Raw genomic sequence first — 16,767 nt, 5'->3', positions numbered from 1 at the left:
GACCTCCATCAGGCGAAGAAGCGGCCAATCTTGCCGCCCTGCTCAACATTCCAGATGAGTGCAAACGCAGCGCGCATCTCTTCCGCAGAGGCGGCATGGCTGAATTCCGCCAGGCGCAAGGCCTTCTGCTCCAGCTCTTCGCGGCTCAAGGTGTTGCCGGGATCGCCTTTCGGTTCGTCCACGCGGCCGTGCAGCGTGCGGCCATCAGTCGTCTCTACCGTCACCTTGCCGATCCAGCGTGCCGGATAGGCGGTGTCGACTTCGCTGTCGAGTTCCATCTGCACCTTGCCTCGGAATTCCGCGATGCGCGCATCGTTGTACGACTCCTCGAATTCCTTCAGGCCGGCGCGCTGGAAATGCGCGATCAGGCCGAGCACGGTACCCATCGAGAACTTGGCCTGGTGCACGGTTTGCGGATTCACCACCGGGCCGAGCACGTCGATCGCGCCCTGATGCACGTGCGTGGTGACGCGTCCGATCTGTTGCGGCGCCAAGTTGTGCTCCTGCACCACTTGCAGCAGCGCGTCGGCGACGGGATGCGTGTGGCGGCAGGAAGCATGGAACTTGAAGGATGTTTCTGCCAGCGCCCAGCGTTGGCCGAGACGGTCGGTCAGGCGCGCGGGGTCCGCATCGCTCGACATGCCGACGGCCATGCCCTGCTTGCCTTCGAGGATATGCTTCGCGCCTGTGAAACCGTCCTTGGCAAGATAGGCGGCCATCAGGCCGGAAGTGGAGGCGTGCGCCGTGTGCAGTTGCTTGGAATCGGCGGCGTCGCGCAGGAATTCCCACAGGCCGGCCGCTTGTGTGCCGGCGGAACCGATCGCATCGAGCATTTGATCGGGTGTGAGCTGCAGCAGGCGGCCGACGGCGGCAGCTGCCGCTACCGTGCCTGCCGTGCCGGTGGTGTGGAAGATGCGGTAATGCGAGCGGCCGAGGAATTCGCCGACGCGAATGCCGACTTCGTAGCCTGCCACTGATGCGGTGAGCAGTTCGCGACCGGAGCAGCCGAGTGCCTGCGCGACCGCGAGCACCGGCGGGAACACGACGGTTGCCGGATGAAACACGGAGCCGTTGTGCACATCGTCCTGTTCGACGAAATGCGATGCGGCGGCATTGACCATGGCCGCGAACATCGGCGTGGTGCGCCGGCGCGAGATCAGCACTTCGGATTCGCCGTTGCTCGACGCCATCTGCAGGGCAAAGCGCTCGATGGTTTCCACCGGGCGGGCGCCCTTGCCGGCGAGCGCGGAGCCGAACCAGTCGAGGAACAGGTCTTCCGTGCGGCGCACAACGGATGCGGGAATATCTTCAAAGCGCAGGCCGGCGGCGAACGCGGCGAGTGTCTTGCTGGGGGAGTTGCTCATGCGTTGTCTTTCGGAGTGATGTGCAGTGTGTTCAGATCGCCTTCTCTTCGCGCAATGCCGCGATGGCGGCAACGTCATAGCCGAGTTCGGCCAGGATCGCGTCGGTGTGCTGGCCAAGCGCCGGGACCGGATCCATGCGCGGTTCGTAGGTCTCGGGCACTCCGGGCGGCAGCAGCGCCGGTATCTTGCCTGCGGGCGTATCCACGTCCACCCAGCGCTCGCGCGCTTTCAATTGCGGGTGCTGCCACAGATCATGCATGTCGTTCATGTGCGCATTCGCAATTTGCGCCGCATCCAGCCGTTCGATCACTTGTTCCGCTGTCAGCTTCGAGAACACCTCGACGATGAGTGCGCGCAGTTCGGCGCGCGCCGCGCTGCGGGCAGCATTGTTGAAGAAGCGCGGATCAGTCGCCAGCGCCGGCTGCTGCAATACCTTTTCGCAGAACAGCAGCCACTCGCGTTCGTTCTGAAGACCGAGCATCACGGTCTTGCCGTCTCCCCCAGGAAACGGGCCATACGGATAGATGGTGGCGTGCGCAGCGCCTGCGCGTGGCGGCGGGGGCGCGCCGTCGAAGGCGTAGTACAGCGGATAGCTCATCCACTCCGCCATGCCTTCCAGCATGGAGACATCGATGTGGCTGCCGCGTCCGGTCTTGCCGCGCTGGATCAGGGCGGCAAGGACATTGGTGTAGGCATACATGCCGGCCGCGATGTCCGCAATCGAGCAGCCAGCCTTGGCCGGCTCGTCGCCTGTGCCGGTGATCGAGAGAAAGCCGGATTCGCTCTGGATCAGCAGGTCGTAGGCTTTCTTGTCGCGGTACGGGCCGTCGTTGCCGTACCCGGAAATGTCGCACACGATCAGGCGCGGATATTTTTCCTGCAAGGCTTCGTAGCCCAGGCCGAGGCGTTCCGCGGCGCCGGGCGCGAGGTTCTGCACCAGCACGTCGGCGCCGGCCAGCAGCTTGTGCAGGATGCGGTCGGCTTCTTCGTGCTTGACGTCGAGCGTCAGGCTTTCCTTCGAACGGTTGGTCCAGACGAAGTGCGAGGCAAGACCGTGCACGCGACTATCGTAGGCGCGCGCGAAGTCGCCCACGCCGGGACGCTCGACCTTGATCACGCGGGCGCCGAGGTCGGCCAGCTGGCGCGTGCAGAACGGCGCGGCGATCGCGTGTTCCAGTGTGATGACGGTGATGCCGTCGAGAGGACGCATTTTTTCTCCTCGTATTCCAATTTCATCTAAGTTGCTCCTTCCCCTTGCAGGGGAAGGTTGGGATGGGGCGGCCCGCGAAGGGGCGGTGTGGTGCCGCACTCGTATTTAAGAGTTCAAACACTCTACCCCCACCCTAGCCCTCCCCCCCGCAAGGGGGAGGGAACAAAAAAGTTCCCGCCGAACTTGCGCTAAAACGATCGCGGCAATCCAAGCACGTGTTCCGCGACGTACGACAAAATCAGGTTGGTCGAGATCGGCGCCACCTGGTACAAACGCGTTTCACGGAACTTGCGCTCAACGTCGTATTCGCAGGCGAAACCGAAGCCACCATGGAACTGCAGGCAGGCGTTGGCCGCTTCCCACGACGCGTCGGCGGCCAGCATCTTCGCCATGTTCGCCTCGGCGCCGCAGGCCTTGTGCGCATCGAACAGCTGGCACGCCTTGTAGCGCATCAGACTGGCCGCTTCCACGTTCACATACGCTTTCGCGATCGGGAACTGCACGCCCTGGTTCTGTCCGATCGGCCGGCCGAACACCATGCGTTCGTTCACGTATTTCGTGACCTTGTCGATGAACCAGTAGCCGTCGCCGATGCATTCGGCAGCGATCAGCGTGCGCTCGGCGTTGAGGCCGTCGAGGATGTACTTGAAGCCCTTGCCTTCCTCGCCGATCAGGTTCTCCGCCGGGATTTCGAGGTTCTCGAAGAACAACTCGTTGGTCTCGTGGTTCACCATATTGAGGATGGGCTGCACCGACATGCCCTTGCCGATCGCTTCATGCAAATCGACGATGAAGATCGACATGCCTTCCGATTTCTTCTTCACATCCGACAGCGGCGTGGTGCGTGCCAGCAGGATCATCAGGTCGGAGTGCTGCACGCGCGAGATCCATACCTTCTGGCCGTTGACCACATAACGGTCGCCCTTCTTCACTGCGACCGTCTTGATCTTCGTGGTGTCGGTGCCAGTGGTCGGCTCGGTGACGGCCATCGACTGCAGGCGAAGTTCGCCGCTGGCGATCTTCGGCAAATAGGTGCGCTTCTGCTCTTCCGAGCCGTGGCGCAGCAGCGTGCCCATGTTGTACATCTGGCCGTGACAGGCGCCGGAGTTGCCGCCCGCGCGGTTGATCTCTTCCATGATGACCGATGCCTCGGTCAGGCCGAGGCCGGATCCGCCGTATTCCTGCGGAATCAGCGCGGCCAGCCAGCCCGCCTTGGTCAGCGCGTTGACGAATTCTTCGGGATAACCGCGCGCTTCGTCGATCTTGCGGAAATATTCAGCCGGGAACTGCGCGCACAAGTCGCGTATCGCGTCGCGCACGTCGTGGTATTGGTCGGTGGATTGCAACATTGAGTCTTCTTTTATCAAGCGAGCGTCGCACTCGCATCCATGGTCAGCGCCCCGCTTTCGTCCTTCGCCCACAGCGTCACCGTCTTGCCTTCTACCTTGCCGCACACGAAGAACGGCGCAATATCGAACAGCGGCTTGATCGCGCGGAAGGAAAAATTCGCGACCACGGCATCCGGCAGGTTCCGGCGCAACAGGTCCAGCAGCAGGGTCGCGATCAGCGGGCCATGCACGACGAGGCCGGGATAGCCTTCCACGCCGGTGACATAGCGGCGGTCATAGTGGATGCGATGGCCGTTGAAGGTCAGCGCGGAATAGCGGAACAGCAGCACATCGTCCGGCCGAATCTCGCGCAGCCAGTCATGGTCGCCGCGCGCGGTCACTGGCTTCGGCGCCGGATCGTCCGGCTTCGGATTGTCGCGGTAAACGATGTCGTGTTCCTCGGTCAGCGCGACGCCCTCCGCATTGCTGATTTCATGCCGCACCAGCACGAACACCAGCGGCCCTGTGCGACCTTCCTTGTAACTGACGTCGACGATGCGCGATTCGCGCGTGATCGCCTCGCCCACGCGCAGCGGGTGATGGAACTGCAGGCGCCCGCCGGCCCACATGCGGCGCGGCAGCGGCACCGGGGGCAAGAAGCCGCCCCGCGCCGCATGCCCGTCCGGCCCGAGTTCGGACTGGCGATGCACCGGCAGGAAATACAACCAATGCCACAGCGGCGGCAGGATATCGCCCTTGTGCGGCGGTGCGTCGGGCCGGTCGAGTGTCGCCGACAAGGAGGCAATGGGAGTGCGCGTGACCTCGTCCTCGTACGTCTCAGTGCGCCCGAGCCATTCGCGCAAATAAGGCATGTCCATATGGTATCGAATGCTGAAGATGGTGGAAACGGGCGCGACGGCAAAGGCCACGCCCCGGAATCAGGGTTGGCAGAACAACAGGTCAAGTGTGAAGGAAGAGCCGCGGAGGCACAATTTGAAAATCTGGAAGGCGGACTTCCGCGCAGATTAACCCCGGGCAAGAACAGGGCCGAAGATTGTCAAAGCGCAAAGCAAGCAACACGGAGAGGAAGCAATGTCAGCGCATAGAGGCTGTTGCTGTTAGTTTTTCCGCTGTGAGCCGCCGAAAAATCGGACGCCGAAGCGGATAAAGAAGCGAAACCTGTCTGAGCCGAAGGCGAGTTTGTTTCGCTTCCCGCTTCGGCATCCGATTTTTCGGGAACCCCGAAGGGGCGGCGAGGTGCGGTCGCCTTTCTTTGCTTACTTTCTTTGGCGAAGCAAAGAAAGTGAGCGGCTGCCGGGCCGCCCCCGGCGAGTCCCCACGAAGAGGAAGAGGCGTTGAATCAACGGAGAGAGAAACAGCAAGCTCACACCGGATTCCCGCCACAGCCCTCTCACCCCGCGCTATCCTCCACCAGCATCTCCACCAACTCCCGCGCAAAATGCGGCAACAACTGCATGCTCCGCACGCAAATCTGCAGCTTCCGCAATGCCCACTCATCACTCAGCCGCACGATCCTGATCGCCATGTTCTTCGCATGCCTCCGCGCCGCGGACTCCGGCAGCATGCCGATCCCGACATTGGCTTCCACCATGCGACAGACCGCTTCGAAATTGCCGACACGAATGCGCGTCTTCACCGTCATGCTCAATTCGCTCGCCGCACGGTTCATGAAGGTATGGATCGCGCTGGCCTCATGCAGGCCGACGTGGTCGTATTCCAGCGTGGCCTCGAAGCTGGTCATGTCCTGGCGTGCCAGCGGGTGTGCCGGCGCAGCAACCAGCACGAGCCGATCTTCGCGATACGGCAGGACCTCCAGCCCTTCGGTGCGCACGTTGCCTGCGACGATGCCGATGTCGGTCTTGCCTTCGCTCACGGCACGCACGATGTCATGGCTGAGCCGCTCGCGCAGGTCGACGCTGACATCCGGATGGGCAGCGAGGAAGGCCGGCAGGATCGCCGGCAGAAATTCCGTGATCGCGGTCGTATTTGCAAACACCCGCACATGCCCTTTCATGCCCCGCGCATATTCCTGCAGCTCGCTGCGCAGGTATTCCAGCTGCTGCAGCACAAGGCGCGCGTGGTGCAGGAAGGCCTGCCCCGGCGGCGTGAGCGTGACGCCTTGGCTGGTACGGATGAGCAGCTTGGCACCGACGCTGTCTTCCAGATTCTTGATGCGGGTGCTGGCTGCGGGCAGCGACATGTGTGAGCGCTCGGCGCCGCGCGTGAGGCTGTTCTCCTCCGCGATGTTGGCGAACAGGCGCAGGTCGGTCAGGTCGAAATGCATGGCCATGGAAACTGGCGGAAAGCGTGGTCTGAAGGTTTCATTGTGGCACAGGCGCTGTTTCTCAGCCGGACATTCAGAGCCGGGCAAGCAGCAGCTGCGCCAGTTCTTCGTAGGTAAGCACAATCGGATTGGTGCGCATGCTGCCGCCGCGGCAATTCTCGACGACCTTGTCGACATGCTCCGCGCCCATGCCGAATGCGCTCAGCCGTGGCAGCTGCAGCCGCTCCGTCCAAGCATGCAGCATGCGCACCAGCGTGTCGGCGGCCGCTATGTCGTCGCTGTGCTGCATGCCGCTCAGGAGACGACCGACCTCGGCATATTTCTTCAATGTCCGCGCGTGCGGATCACGCTCGCGCAATGCGCGGATATTCACCTCTGTCGCCTGCGCGACGAGCGTGCCGCAGACCACGCCGTGCGGAATGGGAAAGAAGGCGCCGAGCGGGGATGCGAGCCCGTGCACCGAGCCGAGCCCCGCCTGCGCCAGCGTGATTCCGGAGAGCAGCGCCGCATAGGCCACCGAGGAGAGGCCCTCCATGCGGTGCGCAGGGTCGCCATCCCATGCCTTCCAGAATCCGTCACGAAACGCTTCCAGCCCGGAGCGGGCAAGCGCATCAGTGAACGGGCTGGCATTGCTCGAGACATACGATTCCAGCAACTGCGTGAACGCATCCATGCCATTGGCCGCGATCAGATCCTTCGGACAGGACACGAGCAGTTCCGGATCGACAATGGCCACGCGCGGCACCAGCACGTCATGCCGGAAGGATTTCTTGAACCCGGTATCGCCCTGCAGGCTGAGCACTGCATTCTTCGTCGCTTCACTGCCGGTGCCGGCGGTGGTCGGCACCGCGATGAAAGGCAGCGCCGGCCCTTCATACGCCAGCCCATGGCCGACGCCTTCGAGGTAATTCATCACCGAATGCCCGGCGGGTAACAGGCCGGCGATCGCCTTGGCCGCATCCAGCACGCTGCCGCCACCGATGCCGATCACCACCTCTATCCCGGACCGGAGAAACTTCGCGACAGCCTGATCCACCAGGTCGGGCGATGGTTCCTGCGTCACCTGCAGGCATTCCCAGGCAATGCCTTTCGCCTGCAACGCAGCCTGCACTTCCTGCCAATGCAACGTGGACACGAATGAACGCCCGCCCGTCACCAGCAGCGCCTTGCGGCCGTATTGCGCCGTGACCTCGGCGAGCTCCTTCAGTCGCCCGGCGCCAAAGCGGATCTCGGGCAGGCGTGCTACGGAAAAGGGGGGAATGGCAATCATTGTTGTGCGTGCTGTGGAGAGGTGGATTGCCTTGCACTATAACGCGAATTGCTCGCGCTGAACCTTTGCATGCGTGACAGCATTTGCAGAAATCGTGGCGGATGGCATGCCCGGCAGCATCTTCGATAAGCTGGCAAAAAGAGAGGACGTGCTTCTTCTGGTCACAGCAATCGGAAACGCCTGCCTGGGGCCGAAATGCCGTTCACTCAACGTTTTCCTTTGTTGCGTCGTCCCCGCGAAGGCAGGGATCCATGCTGAGCTTCCGGATCTGATTCCTTACGGTTCCCCGCCTGCGCGGGCCGACATCCCTTCTAAATGCTCGCTCGACTGAACGGCATTACTGCCAGAGGCCGTGAGTTTCACACGGGCACTTGATGTGCGATAAGTTCCGTCCATCTTGGCGCCCGCACCGTCGCCCAGCTTATTGCAAATGCGCCGGATACGGCTTAGCTTGATATGGCAACCGGAAACTGCGGCCGGACGCCACGCGCCGCCGCTCTCATCACGCGGGAGGACAACATGCCCTACAAAACCATCCTGGTCCATGTGGACGGTTCCAGTCATCTCGACACCCGGGTCGGCATCGCGGCGAAGCTGGCGATGGCCGAAGGCGCGCACCTGATCGGCGCGGCCGTCACCGGCGTCTCGAAGATCGTGTATGAATCCATGGCCTTCGGCCAGGTCGATCCCTATTTCGACAAATACCTGAAGATTGCGCAGGACCGCGCCAACCAGACCCTCGACCGCTTCGAAGCGCTGGCCAACGCGGCAGGCGTCGCCTCCTTCGAGCGTCGCCTGGTTGACGACGAACCGCTCGGCGGCATCAGCGTGCAGGGCCGCTACGCGGATCTCGCAGTGATCGGCCAGACCGATCCGGATGAACCGTCACCCATGCTGTATGGGAACTTCCCCGAATACGTCGCCATGAACTGCGGCTGCCCGGTGCTGATGGTTCCCTACGCAGCCGAGCGCATGCAGACCGGCGACACCGTCCTGATCGCGTGGAATGCGAGCGCTGAATCGACACGCGCCGTCCACAGCGCGATCCCGATCCTGCGCCGCGCGAAGATTGTGCACGTCGCCGTGTTCTACCCGAACGACCTGCCCGACGCACACGGCGAACAGCCCGGCGCCGACATCGCGCTGTTCCTCGCACGCCACGGCATCAAGGTGGAAGTCACACAGGAAACCACGGACATCGATGTCGGCGAAGCCCTGCTCTCACTCGCCGCCGACCTCGGCTCGGACATGATCGTCATGGGCTGCTACGGCCATTCGCGCTTCCGCGAAGTCATGCTCGGCGGGGTCACCCGCACCATGCTGCGGTCAATGACGGTGCCGGTGTTCATGGGGCATTGATTTTTTGTCCACGGAAAACACGGAAGGCACGGAAAGATCTCACGAAATTTTCCGATCCTTTCGTGCTTTTCGTGGGGCACGCCGAGTGTTTTCCGTGGACAATCGCTTTTCAGATCCGCAGATGTACACAGGACGTCAAGACCCGGCAGTCCACGAAAAACACGAAAAGCACGAAAGAAGCACAGAAATTTCCGTCTCTTTCGTGGACACGCTCACAGTCGTCGCTCCCAGATCAGTTCGCCGTTGCGCCAGACTTCGCGCACGCGATGGAAGGGCACCATGCGAGGAGTGCCTTCCTCATCAATGATATCGAACGAGAAGTGTTCGCCGCGCGCGAGTTGAATGCTGCGGAAGGGCACGCGGATGATCTGGTCGGCTACACGGTCATGGTAGCCGATCAGGAAATCTGCCTTGCCGAATACCGGGTCCCACTGGATGCGATGGAGCAGGTCCTGGATCGGGATCATCGCGATTCAATCTGCATCACATCCTGCATCACATTCCCATACCCGCCATTTCGTCACCGCGTTCCGCCTGGCCGGGCATTTCCACGACGACGCAATCCGTAGTGAGGATCAGGCCGGCAATCGATGCGGCGTTCTGCAGGCCGAGGCGCGTCACCTTGGTCGGGTCGATGACGCCCATGGCGATCATGTCGCCATATTCTTCGGTCGCGGCATTGTAGCCGAAGTTCCCGTCACCCCTGGCGACTTCATCGACGATCACGTCCGGATCCTTGCCCGCGTTTCGCAGGATCTGCCGCAAAGGCTCTTCCAGCGCGCGATGCACGATCTTCACGCCGGACTGCTGCGCGAGGTTGGCGAGCCTGAGTTCATCCAGTGCAGGACGGGTGCGCAGCAGGGCAACGCCGCCGCCCGCCGCGACCCCCTCCTCCACCGCAGCGCGCGTCGCGTGCAGCGCATCTTCCACACGGGATCGCTTTTCCTTCATCTCGGTTTCCGTCGACGCGCCGATCTTGATCAGCGCCACGCCGCCGGCCAGCTTCGCCGCGCGTTCTTCCAGGCGGTTGCGTTCAAAGCTGCTCGGGGCACGTTCGGTTTCCTGCCGGATCTGCGCGATGCGCTGGCGTATCCGTTCCGGGTCGCCGCCGCCACCGATCAATGTCGTGTTCTCACGATCCACTTCGACGCGCCGCGCGTGGCCGAAATCCTGCGCAGAAATCTTCTCCAGTGAAAGACCGGCCTCTTCCGAAATCACCTTGGCCCCGGTGACGATGGCGATATCTTCCAGCTGCGCCTTGCGGTTGTCGCCGAAACCGGGCGACTTGACGGCGCACACCTTCAGCGCGCCGCGCAACGCATTGACGACCAGCGTGGCCAGTGCATCGCCGCTGACGTCCTCGGTGATCAGCAGCAAGGGATGCCCGGCCTTGACCACATGCTCCAGCGCCGGCAGCAGGGTGTTGATGGAGGAAATCTGCTTCTCGTACAACAGCACCAGCACATCGTCCAGCACGACGCGCGTCTTTTCCTCTTCGTTGATGAAGTACGGCGACAGGAAGCCGCGATCGAACTGCAAGCCTTCGACGATTTCCAGTTCGTTCTTCATGCCGCGCCCTTCCTCCGCCTTGATCGCACCGTCGCGGCCGACGCGCTCCATCGCCTGCCCGATCATCTCGCCGATGGAGGCATCGCCATTCGCGGAAATCGTGCCGACATGCACCGTTTCCTGACTGGACGCGATCGTCCGCGAATTCTCCTTCAGGCGCGCGACCACGGCCTCCACCGCCGCATCGATGCCGCGCTTGAGATCCATCGGATCGAAGCCGGCAACGACGTATTTCATGCCCTGCTGCACCATGGCCTGCGCGAGCACGGTTGCGGTTGTCGTGCCGTCACCCGCCATCTCCGATGTCTTCGACGCCACTTCGCGCGCCATCTGCGCGCCGACATTCTCGAACGGATCGGGCAGGCTGATTTCGCGCGCGACCACCACGCCGGAATTGATGACAATCGGCGCGCCATACTGATTGCCGATGGCGACCGTCCTTCCCTTCGGGCCGAGCGTGACCCTGACAGCATCTGCCAGGATGTTCAGCCCTGTGCACAGCCTGCCGCGCGCCTCTTCGTGGAACAACAATCTCTTTGCCGCCATGACTGCCTCCCTGAGGGTGATTCATGTCGACGCGACGGTCAGCCGCGAGCGCGAAAGAATCGCTTTCAGCTCCCGCAGCGTCCGCGTATTCAGCACATCCTTCTTCTCCAGCCAACCGCGCCGTGCCTGCCCGATGCCGAAACGCAGATCGTCGAAATCGAATGTGCTGTGCGCATCCGAGCCGATACTCACCAGCACGCCTTCGCGTCTGGCCGCCATGCACCAGGTATCGGTCATGTCCAGCCGCTCAGGCTGGGCGTTCAGTTCGAGGAAGCAGCCGCGCTCTTTCGCATGACGGATGATGCGCAAAATGTCGACGTCATAGGCATCGCGCTCGAAGATCATGCGCCCGGTCGGATGCGCGAGAATGGTGAAACAGGGATGATCCATCGCACGCAGGATGCGCTCCGTCTGCTTCTCGCGCGGCAGGCCGAACTTGCCATGTACTGCGCCGACCACAATGTCCAGCCGCGCGAGCACGGCGTCGGGCATGTCCAGGCTGCCGTCCTCGTTGATATCGACCTCGATGCCCTTCAGCAGGGTGATTCCGTTCAGCTCATCGTTCAATCGGTCGATCTCGTCGATCTGCTTCGACAAGGCCGTGCTGTCGAGGCCGTGCGCAATCTTCAGGCGCTGCGAATGGTCGGTGATCGCAAGATAGGCGAAGCCGCGGCGCTGCGCATCGAGCGCCATTTCCTTCAGACTGTTCCTGCCGTCCGATGCCCTGGTGTGCGCGTGCAGGTCGCCCTTCAGGTCGGACAGCTGCACCAGCGTCGGCAAGTGACCTGCCTGCGCCGCCTCGATCTCGCCGCGGTTTTCACGCAGCTCGGGCTCGATGAATGGCAAGCCCACGGCCTTGAACACCGAGGCTTCCGTGTCGCCCGCGATGCGTCGCTCGTTCGAGAAGAGGCCGTATTCGTTCAGCTTCAGACCGCGTGATTGCGCAAGCCGGCGCACCGCGATGTTGTGCGCCTTCGATCCGGTGAAGTAATGCAGCGCCGCACCGAAGCTCTTGTCGGCCACGGCACGCGCATCGATCTGGATCCCCTGTCGCAGCACAACGCTGGCACGCGTCGTGCCATGTGACTGTACGTTAGCCACATCACCGAAGGCGACGAAGCGTTCGAGCAGCCGCACCGGTCGCGCGGAACTGGCAACGATGTCCAGATCGCCCACGGTTTCCTGCCTGCGCCGATAACTGCCCGCGACTTCGATCTGGTTGACGTCTCCGCCTTCGCGCAGATATGGCACCAGCGATTCCGCGATCTGCGCGGCAGTGTCGATGCGGAAGCGGCGCGCCTTGGAAAGCTTCGCCTGCACTGCCTCGAGGATGCGCTGCTCGGTGCGCTTGCCGAAGCCGGGAATGGTGCTGATTTCGCCATCGCGCGCCGCCTTGGCAAGCTGGTCCAGCGTCTGGATGTTGCGCTCGTCGTACAGCGTCTTCACACGCCGTGGCCCGAGGCCGGGCACGGTCAGCAGTTCATGGATCGCAGGCGGCATTTCGTTCCGCAGTTCCTCGCGCAAGGCACAGGTACCGGTCGCCACGATTTCGATGATCTTCGCCGCGAGGTCCGGGCCAATCCCCGGCAGTTCCTTTAGGTCACGGCTCTCTTCCACCATGGTCTGCACGCTCGGCGCCAGCGTGCTTAACATGCGCGCGGCGTTGCGATAGGCGCGGATGCGAAACGGATTGTCGCCTTCGATTTCCAGCAGGTCGGCGATCTGCTGGAAGATGGCGGCGACATCCGCGTTATGGATGAGAACCGGGTGCTTCATGAGTCGCTGTGCTCAGGGACAATTCTGCTTCTCTCCCGCGGCGGACATCACCCCGCGCTTTTCCGGCCTCGGCCGGAACATGGTGCAGCCTTTCAGGCCCAGGACGTAGGCCTGCGCAAACAGGTTGCGGCACATATCGAATGGAGCGTCGTCAGGCAGGTTGAGCGTCTTGGAAATCGACTGATCAACAAACTCCTGCAATGCGCTCTGCATCTTCAGCTGCGCTAAAGGATCGATATCGCACGACTCCACGAAGGCATCAGGCAATGGTGCGTTGTCGCCCTTGAGCTTGCGGAACAGCGCCCAGGCATAATCGCGCACCGGCACGGAGGTGATGGTGCCGTCGGCGGATTTCACGCTGCGCTCGTATTGCAGCGCGTAAATGGGTTCAATGCCGCTAGAGACGTTATTTGCGAGCAGGCTGATCGACCCTGCCGGCGCAATCGCGGTGAGATGGCTGTTGCGGATGCCCTTGTGCCGGATCGCATCGAGGATGTCGCGCGGCAGTGTACGCGCGAAGCCGGCCTCAATGAACTTCTGCGGCTGGCAGCCGGGGAAAGCACCGCGTTCCTGCGCCAGCTCGATCGAGGTGCGGTAAGCGGCATGGCAGATCGTCTGCATCGCCGTACGGGCGACGTCGAGAGCGGCGGCAGATCCGTAGCGCAGGCCCAGCATCGCCAGGGCATCGGCCAGCCCGGTGATGCCGATCCCGATGCGGCGCGATGCATGCGCTGCCTTTTCCTGTGACTTGAGCGGGAAGGATGACACCTCGTACACGTTGTCCAGCATGCGCGTCGCCACGGCGGTCGTGCCGGCGATGCCCTGCAAGTCAAGCTTCGGATGAGCGCCGAAGGGATCATGGACAAACTGCGTCAGATTGATCGAGCCGAGGTTGCAGGCGCCATGCGGCGGCAGCGGCACTTCGCCGCAAGGATTGGTGGCGCTGATGGTTTCGGCGTAGAACAGATTGTTGTCGCGTTCAACGCGGTCGATGAAGATCACGCCGGGATCGCCGGTGTCGAATGCCGCCCGCTGAATCTGTTCCCAGAGCGCCCGGGCCTGCACGGTGCGCATCACCACGCAGGGTTCCGTCGCGACCGAGCCGGACCAGCGCCGCTCGCAGACCATCGCCCCGGACGGCGCGGACCGGCCATTCAGCGGGAACATGAGCGGCCATGGCTCGTCCTTTTCCACTGCCTGCATGAAGGCATCGGTCACCAGTACGGACAGGTTGAAATGCTGCAGGGAATGCGCGTCGCGCTTGGCATCGATGAAGCGTTCGATGTCCGGATGGTCGCAGCGCAGCGTCGCCATCATCGCGCCGCGACGACTGCCGGTGGACACCAGCGTGGCGGCGGCCTGGTCCCAGATCTGCATGAAGGACACCGGGCCGGACGCGATGTTGCCCGACTCCGATGCAGGCATGCCGGCCGGGCGCAGCGTGGAGAAATCGCAGCCGACACCGCCTCCTGCCTGCATGGTGAGCATGGTCTCGGCCAGTGACGAAAAAATGCCTTCGATCGAGTCCTGCAGCGTGCCCATCACGAAACAGTTGAACAGCGTGGTGCGCCGACCCGAGCCTGCGCCGGCGAGGATACGTCCTCCTGGCAGGAAGCGAAAATGCGCCAGCGCGGCTTCGAAGCGCGCGCGCCATTCGTCGCGATGATGGGCTTCCGGTTTCGACAAAGCCAGCGCGAGGCGCGACCAGGTGTCGGTGATGGCTTGCTCGCTGCTGTGGCCGTCTTCAACCAGGCGGTACTTGGCGCGCCAGACCTGTTCCGCGACTGGCTCGGAAAACATGGTGGTGGGCATGATGGTCTCCGCTGAGAGGGATGCGACTCGCGTGGAATTGTGTGCAGGTGCACATTACAGCTTAGAAGGGCGCAGGCCGGAATCAAAGTGATCTAGCTCAAGGATTGGCAACGGGAAGCGGTCCGCTTTCGGTGCTGTGCCTTCTGTTTCTGTGCCCTCTGTTTCCTTTCGGCAGCCATGGTCGCACGCGCCGCGCACATGGCTCTTAACGCTCGTCAATGTCGATGCATTGCCTGCACCTGTGCTTGGTGCCTGCGGGTATGCTGAGTACAGTTTGCCTTACAGGAGAACCTTCCCATGCAAGCAAGATTTCCTCGTATGACAGCCCTCGTCGTCACTGCAGCGCTCGCGGGCTGCGCCGCGCCGCCGACGCAGGAACAAAGCGGCATGGTGCTCGGTGGCGTGCTAGGCGGTGCGCTTGGATCGCAAGTGGGCGGCGGCCATGGCAGGACCGCTGCAGCCGTTGCCGGCACACTGCTTGGCGCAGCAGTCGGCGGCGCCGTCGGCCGTTCCATGGACGACACGGACCGGCTCAAGATGACGCATTCGCTGGAGAGTGCGCGTACCGGCGCGACATCACACTGGCGCAATCCTGACACCGGCAACGAGTATGCAGTGACGCCGACGCGCACTTACGAGAGCCGAGGCGAACCCTGCCGCGAGTACACGGTCGACGGCCGAGTCGGTGGCAAGAAGGAAAAGATCTACGGCACCGCGTGCCGCCAGCCGGATGGCAGCTGGCGCACAGTCAGTCAGTGAAACCGGGTCGGCAACCATGGACTGCCGGCTGATTCCTGCCATGCCAAGGCTGAAAAACATCGCGCGCAGGCCGAGCTTGGATGCAAGGAGCGCACGCGTGCGATGAGTACGCAGAGCGCCGCAGTGCCCCGAAATCGGCTCGCACAGGAGTTTTTCAACAGCGCGCTAGTTCTACTGCGTCAAAAATCGGCAATGAATGGCTCCTTTCCCCTGCAAGGGGGAAGGTTGGGATGGGGGCGCCCAGCGGGGGGTGGAGTGGTTGAGCTTTCGACTACGATGAGTCAACCACTCTACCCCCACCCTAGCCCTCCCCCTGCAAAGGGGAGGGAACCATTCATTGCCGACTTAAGACGCAATAGAGTCAGTGCTTCCAGCGCACACGCAACAGGTACTCTTCCTTGTTGTACTGGTAGTCCAGCTCGCCCTTGTAAGCCCGATGCAGCGCTTCGCCGATTGTGCGGGCAAGGTGGATGTCAGTGGTCGTGATCATCATGTGGCCATCCTGCTCCTCGATCGCCATGATCCGTTGCAGCGGATGGTCCGCCTTTTCACGCGATTCCAGGTGGCGTGCGAGGTTGATCAGCTCTGCCTTGTGCGCCTGCGCGAAGCTCCCCTCTATCGACACATAACCCGCAGGGAACTTGTCATGAATGCGCCGGCATGCAGTGCAGTGTGCCTTGTGCGCATGGGCGGGCACGGCGGCCCATTGCCAGCGGCCTTCATGGAACACGGCGCCGCAATCTGCGCAGACGGAAGGCTCCGCCAGCTTTTCGCGATCCTGGTAAGGATCATGCGAAGGGTCGTCAAGTATCTGCAAGTGGCGTCCGGGTTGAAACGCGGAACCCGGTGTTTGTCCCGATTTCATTGCATTTCTCCTTTCACAAGCACCGCACGCGGCGGGTCGATCCTGCTTCCGCTTGCTGCATATTTCCGGCAACGGTTCTGTTTTCACTCTATATCTTTTTGCGGCGCGGAATAGCTGAAATATCAAATCCGATGTGGGTGGTGGAAAAAATTCCCGGCGATGCAGTTTTCGCGCGGCATGCTCGACCGCAAACATTTTCAAGGGTATACAATCAATACGTGGATGACGCGTCCATGCATACCGATGGAGAGGAAGGCCAGCCGCCATGACAACACGGGAAAACACGCAATCCGGCGCCAGCAGCGCCCAGCACCAGGAATTCAGCCTCGAACGCATCAGCCGGCTCGTCGCCGATCTCGAGCAGGAACTCGCCAAGGCGCCGGTCGAAACGCCGCACGTGCAGGATCTGCGGGAAGAGATTGATACGCTCAAGCATGTGCTGGCTTCACCCGCAGGACAGGAGGACCAGATCGGCGAACGGCTGCATGCAGTGCGCGATGCGCTGCAGGACGTCACAGCGCGGATCGAAGGTGAAGTGCTCAGGGACACGCCTTACATTACCGAGATCGGCAGGATCCTGGGCATGGTGTAAGCGCCCGCCTTT

General features: G+C 62.5%; 14 protein-coding genes. 3 read left to right on the top strand and 11 right to left on the bottom strand.

Annotated features, from left to right (window positions below):
• Positions 1–8: 8 nt before the first annotated feature.
• From VJ698_RS02890 to VJ698_RS02865, 6 genes are all read right to left on the bottom strand, one after another.
• Positions 9–1,364 carry an MmgE/PrpD family protein gene (locus VJ698_RS02890; protein ID WP_324101156.1) on the bottom strand — a complete coding sequence of 452 codons (1,356 nt, stop codon included), beginning with the start codon at positions 1,362–1,364 and terminating at the stop codon, positions 9–11.
• Positions 1,365–1,395: 31 nt separating this feature from the next.
• Positions 1,396–2,574, bottom strand: a complete 1,179-nt coding sequence (locus tag VJ698_RS02885) for a CaiB/BaiF CoA-transferase family protein (RefSeq protein ID WP_324101155.1) — start codon at positions 2,572–2,574, stop codon at positions 1,396–1,398.
• 188 nt (positions 2,575–2,762) lie between these two features.
• On the bottom strand, positions 2,763–3,923 hold the full coding sequence (locus VJ698_RS02880) for an acyl-CoA dehydrogenase family protein (protein ID WP_324101154.1): 1,161 nt from the start codon (positions 3,921–3,923) through the stop codon (positions 2,763–2,765).
• A gap of 14 nt (positions 3,924–3,937) precedes the next feature.
• Positions 3,938–4,780, bottom strand: coding sequence for an FAS1-like dehydratase domain-containing protein (locus tag VJ698_RS02875; protein ID WP_324101153.1), 843 nt, complete (start codon positions 4,778–4,780; stop codon positions 3,938–3,940).
• Positions 4,781–5,313: 533 nt separating this feature from the next.
• A complete protein-coding gene (locus VJ698_RS02870; protein ID WP_324101152.1) occupies positions 5,314–6,213 on the bottom strand; it encodes a LysR substrate-binding domain-containing protein in 900 nt (299 codons plus the stop codon).
• A 67-nt stretch (positions 6,214–6,280) separates the two neighbouring features.
• Complete coding sequence (locus VJ698_RS02865) at positions 6,281–7,477, bottom strand: iron-containing alcohol dehydrogenase (RefSeq protein WP_324101150.1); 1,197 nt, start codon at positions 7,475–7,477, stop codon at positions 6,281–6,283.
• 519 nt (positions 7,478–7,996) lie between these two features.
• Here VJ698_RS02865 and VJ698_RS02860 point away from each other — a divergent pair.
• Complete coding sequence (locus VJ698_RS02860) at positions 7,997–8,836, top strand: universal stress protein (RefSeq protein ID WP_324101149.1); 840 nt, start codon at positions 7,997–7,999, stop codon at positions 8,834–8,836.
• A gap of 212 nt (positions 8,837–9,048) precedes the next feature.
• Here the strand turns inward: VJ698_RS02860 and VJ698_RS02855 are convergent, their stop codons facing one another.
• The 4 genes from VJ698_RS02855 to VJ698_RS02840 are packed head-to-tail and all read right to left on the bottom strand — an operon-like array spanning position 9,049 to position 14,539.
• Entirely contained in the window at positions 9,049–9,303 is a 255-nt protein-coding gene (locus tag VJ698_RS02855) for a DUF504 domain-containing protein (RefSeq protein WP_324101148.1), read from the bottom strand.
• Positions 9,304–9,331: 28 nt separating this feature from the next.
• Complete coding sequence (gene groL, locus VJ698_RS02850; RefSeq protein ID WP_324101147.1) at positions 9,332–10,951, bottom strand: chaperonin GroEL; 1,620 nt, start codon at positions 10,949–10,951, stop codon at positions 9,332–9,334.
• Between the two features lie 21 nt (positions 10,952–10,972).
• The gene (gene polX / locus VJ698_RS02845) at positions 10,973–12,727 is read right to left on the bottom strand and encodes a DNA polymerase/3'-5' exonuclease PolX (protein WP_324101146.1); all 1,755 of its coding nucleotides are present in this window, start codon (positions 12,725–12,727) and stop codon (positions 10,973–10,975) included.
• A 12-nt stretch (positions 12,728–12,739) separates the two neighbouring features.
• Positions 12,740–14,539, bottom strand: coding sequence for an adenosylcobalamin-dependent ribonucleoside-diphosphate reductase (locus tag VJ698_RS02840; protein ID WP_324101144.1), 1,800 nt, complete (start codon positions 14,537–14,539; stop codon positions 12,740–12,742).
• A gap of 318 nt (positions 14,540–14,857) precedes the next feature.
• Between VJ698_RS02840 and VJ698_RS02835 the strand changes: the two genes are divergently transcribed.
• On the top strand, positions 14,858–15,298 hold the full coding sequence (locus VJ698_RS02835) for an RT0821/Lpp0805 family surface protein (protein WP_324101143.1): 441 nt from the start codon (positions 14,858–14,860) through the stop codon (positions 15,296–15,298).
• A 361-nt stretch (positions 15,299–15,659) separates the two neighbouring features.
• On the opposite strand, the gene VJ698_RS02830 is transcribed toward VJ698_RS02835, so the two are convergent.
• A complete protein-coding gene (locus VJ698_RS02830) occupies positions 15,660–16,163 on the bottom strand; it encodes a BCAM0308 family protein (RefSeq protein ID WP_324101142.1) in 504 nt (167 codons plus the stop codon).
• Positions 16,164–16,428: 265 nt separating this feature from the next.
• On the opposite strand from VJ698_RS02830, the gene VJ698_RS02825 reads away from it, so the two are divergent.
• Complete coding sequence (locus VJ698_RS02825) at positions 16,429–16,755, top strand: hypothetical protein (protein ID WP_324101141.1); 327 nt, start codon at positions 16,429–16,431, stop codon at positions 16,753–16,755.
• Positions 16,756–16,767 lie beyond the last annotated feature (12 nt).

This window comes from Noviherbaspirillum sp., from assembly GCF_035254685.1.
In the GTDB taxonomy this organism is placed as follows: Bacteria; Pseudomonadota; Gammaproteobacteria; order Burkholderiales; family Burkholderiaceae_D; genus Noviherbaspirillum.
Note: the sequence above shows the minus strand (reverse complement) of the source record. Positions and strands in the feature narration are given on the sequence as shown.

Excerpts from the sequence above, each read along its gene's own strand:
- VJ698_RS02890 (WP_324101156.1), bottom strand. The coding sequence starts at position 1,364 with ATGAGCAACTCCCCCAGCAAGACACTCGCCGCGTTCGCCGCCGGCCTG.
- VJ698_RS02885 (WP_324101155.1), bottom strand. The coding sequence starts at position 2,574 with ATGCGTCCTCTCGACGGCATCACCGTCATCACACTGGAACACGCGATC.
- VJ698_RS02880 (WP_324101154.1), bottom strand. The coding sequence starts at position 3,923 with ATGTTGCAATCCACCGACCAATACCACGACGTGCGCGACGCGATACGC.
- VJ698_RS02875 (WP_324101153.1), bottom strand. The coding sequence starts at position 4,780 with ATGGACATGCCTTATTTGCGCGAATGGCTCGGGCGCACTGAGACGTAC.
- VJ698_RS02870 (WP_324101152.1), bottom strand. The coding sequence starts at position 6,213 with ATGGCCATGCATTTCGACCTGACCGACCTGCGCCTGTTCGCCAACATC.
- VJ698_RS02865 (WP_324101150.1), bottom strand. The coding sequence starts at position 7,477 with ATGATTGCCATTCCCCCCTTTTCCGTAGCACGCCTGCCCGAGATCCGC.
- VJ698_RS02860 (WP_324101149.1), top strand. The coding sequence starts at position 7,997 with ATGCCCTACAAAACCATCCTGGTCCATGTGGACGGTTCCAGTCATCTC.
- VJ698_RS02855 (WP_324101148.1), bottom strand. The coding sequence starts at position 9,303 with ATGATCCCGATCCAGGACCTGCTCCATCGCATCCAGTGGGACCCGGTA.
- groL (WP_324101147.1), bottom strand. The coding sequence starts at position 10,951 with ATGGCGGCAAAGAGATTGTTGTTCCACGAAGAGGCGCGCGGCAGGCTG.
- polX (WP_324101146.1), bottom strand. The coding sequence starts at position 12,727 with ATGAAGCACCCGGTTCTCATCCATAACGCGGATGTCGCCGCCATCTTC.
- VJ698_RS02840 (WP_324101144.1), bottom strand. The coding sequence starts at position 14,539 with ATGCCCACCACCATGTTTTCCGAGCCAGTCGCGGAACAGGTCTGGCGC.
- VJ698_RS02835 (WP_324101143.1), top strand. The coding sequence starts at position 14,858 with ATGACAGCCCTCGTCGTCACTGCAGCGCTCGCGGGCTGCGCCGCGCCG.
- VJ698_RS02830 (WP_324101142.1), bottom strand. The coding sequence starts at position 16,163 with ATGAAATCGGGACAAACACCGGGTTCCGCGTTTCAACCCGGACGCCAC.
- VJ698_RS02825 (WP_324101141.1), top strand. The coding sequence starts at position 16,429 with ATGACAACACGGGAAAACACGCAATCCGGCGCCAGCAGCGCCCAGCAC.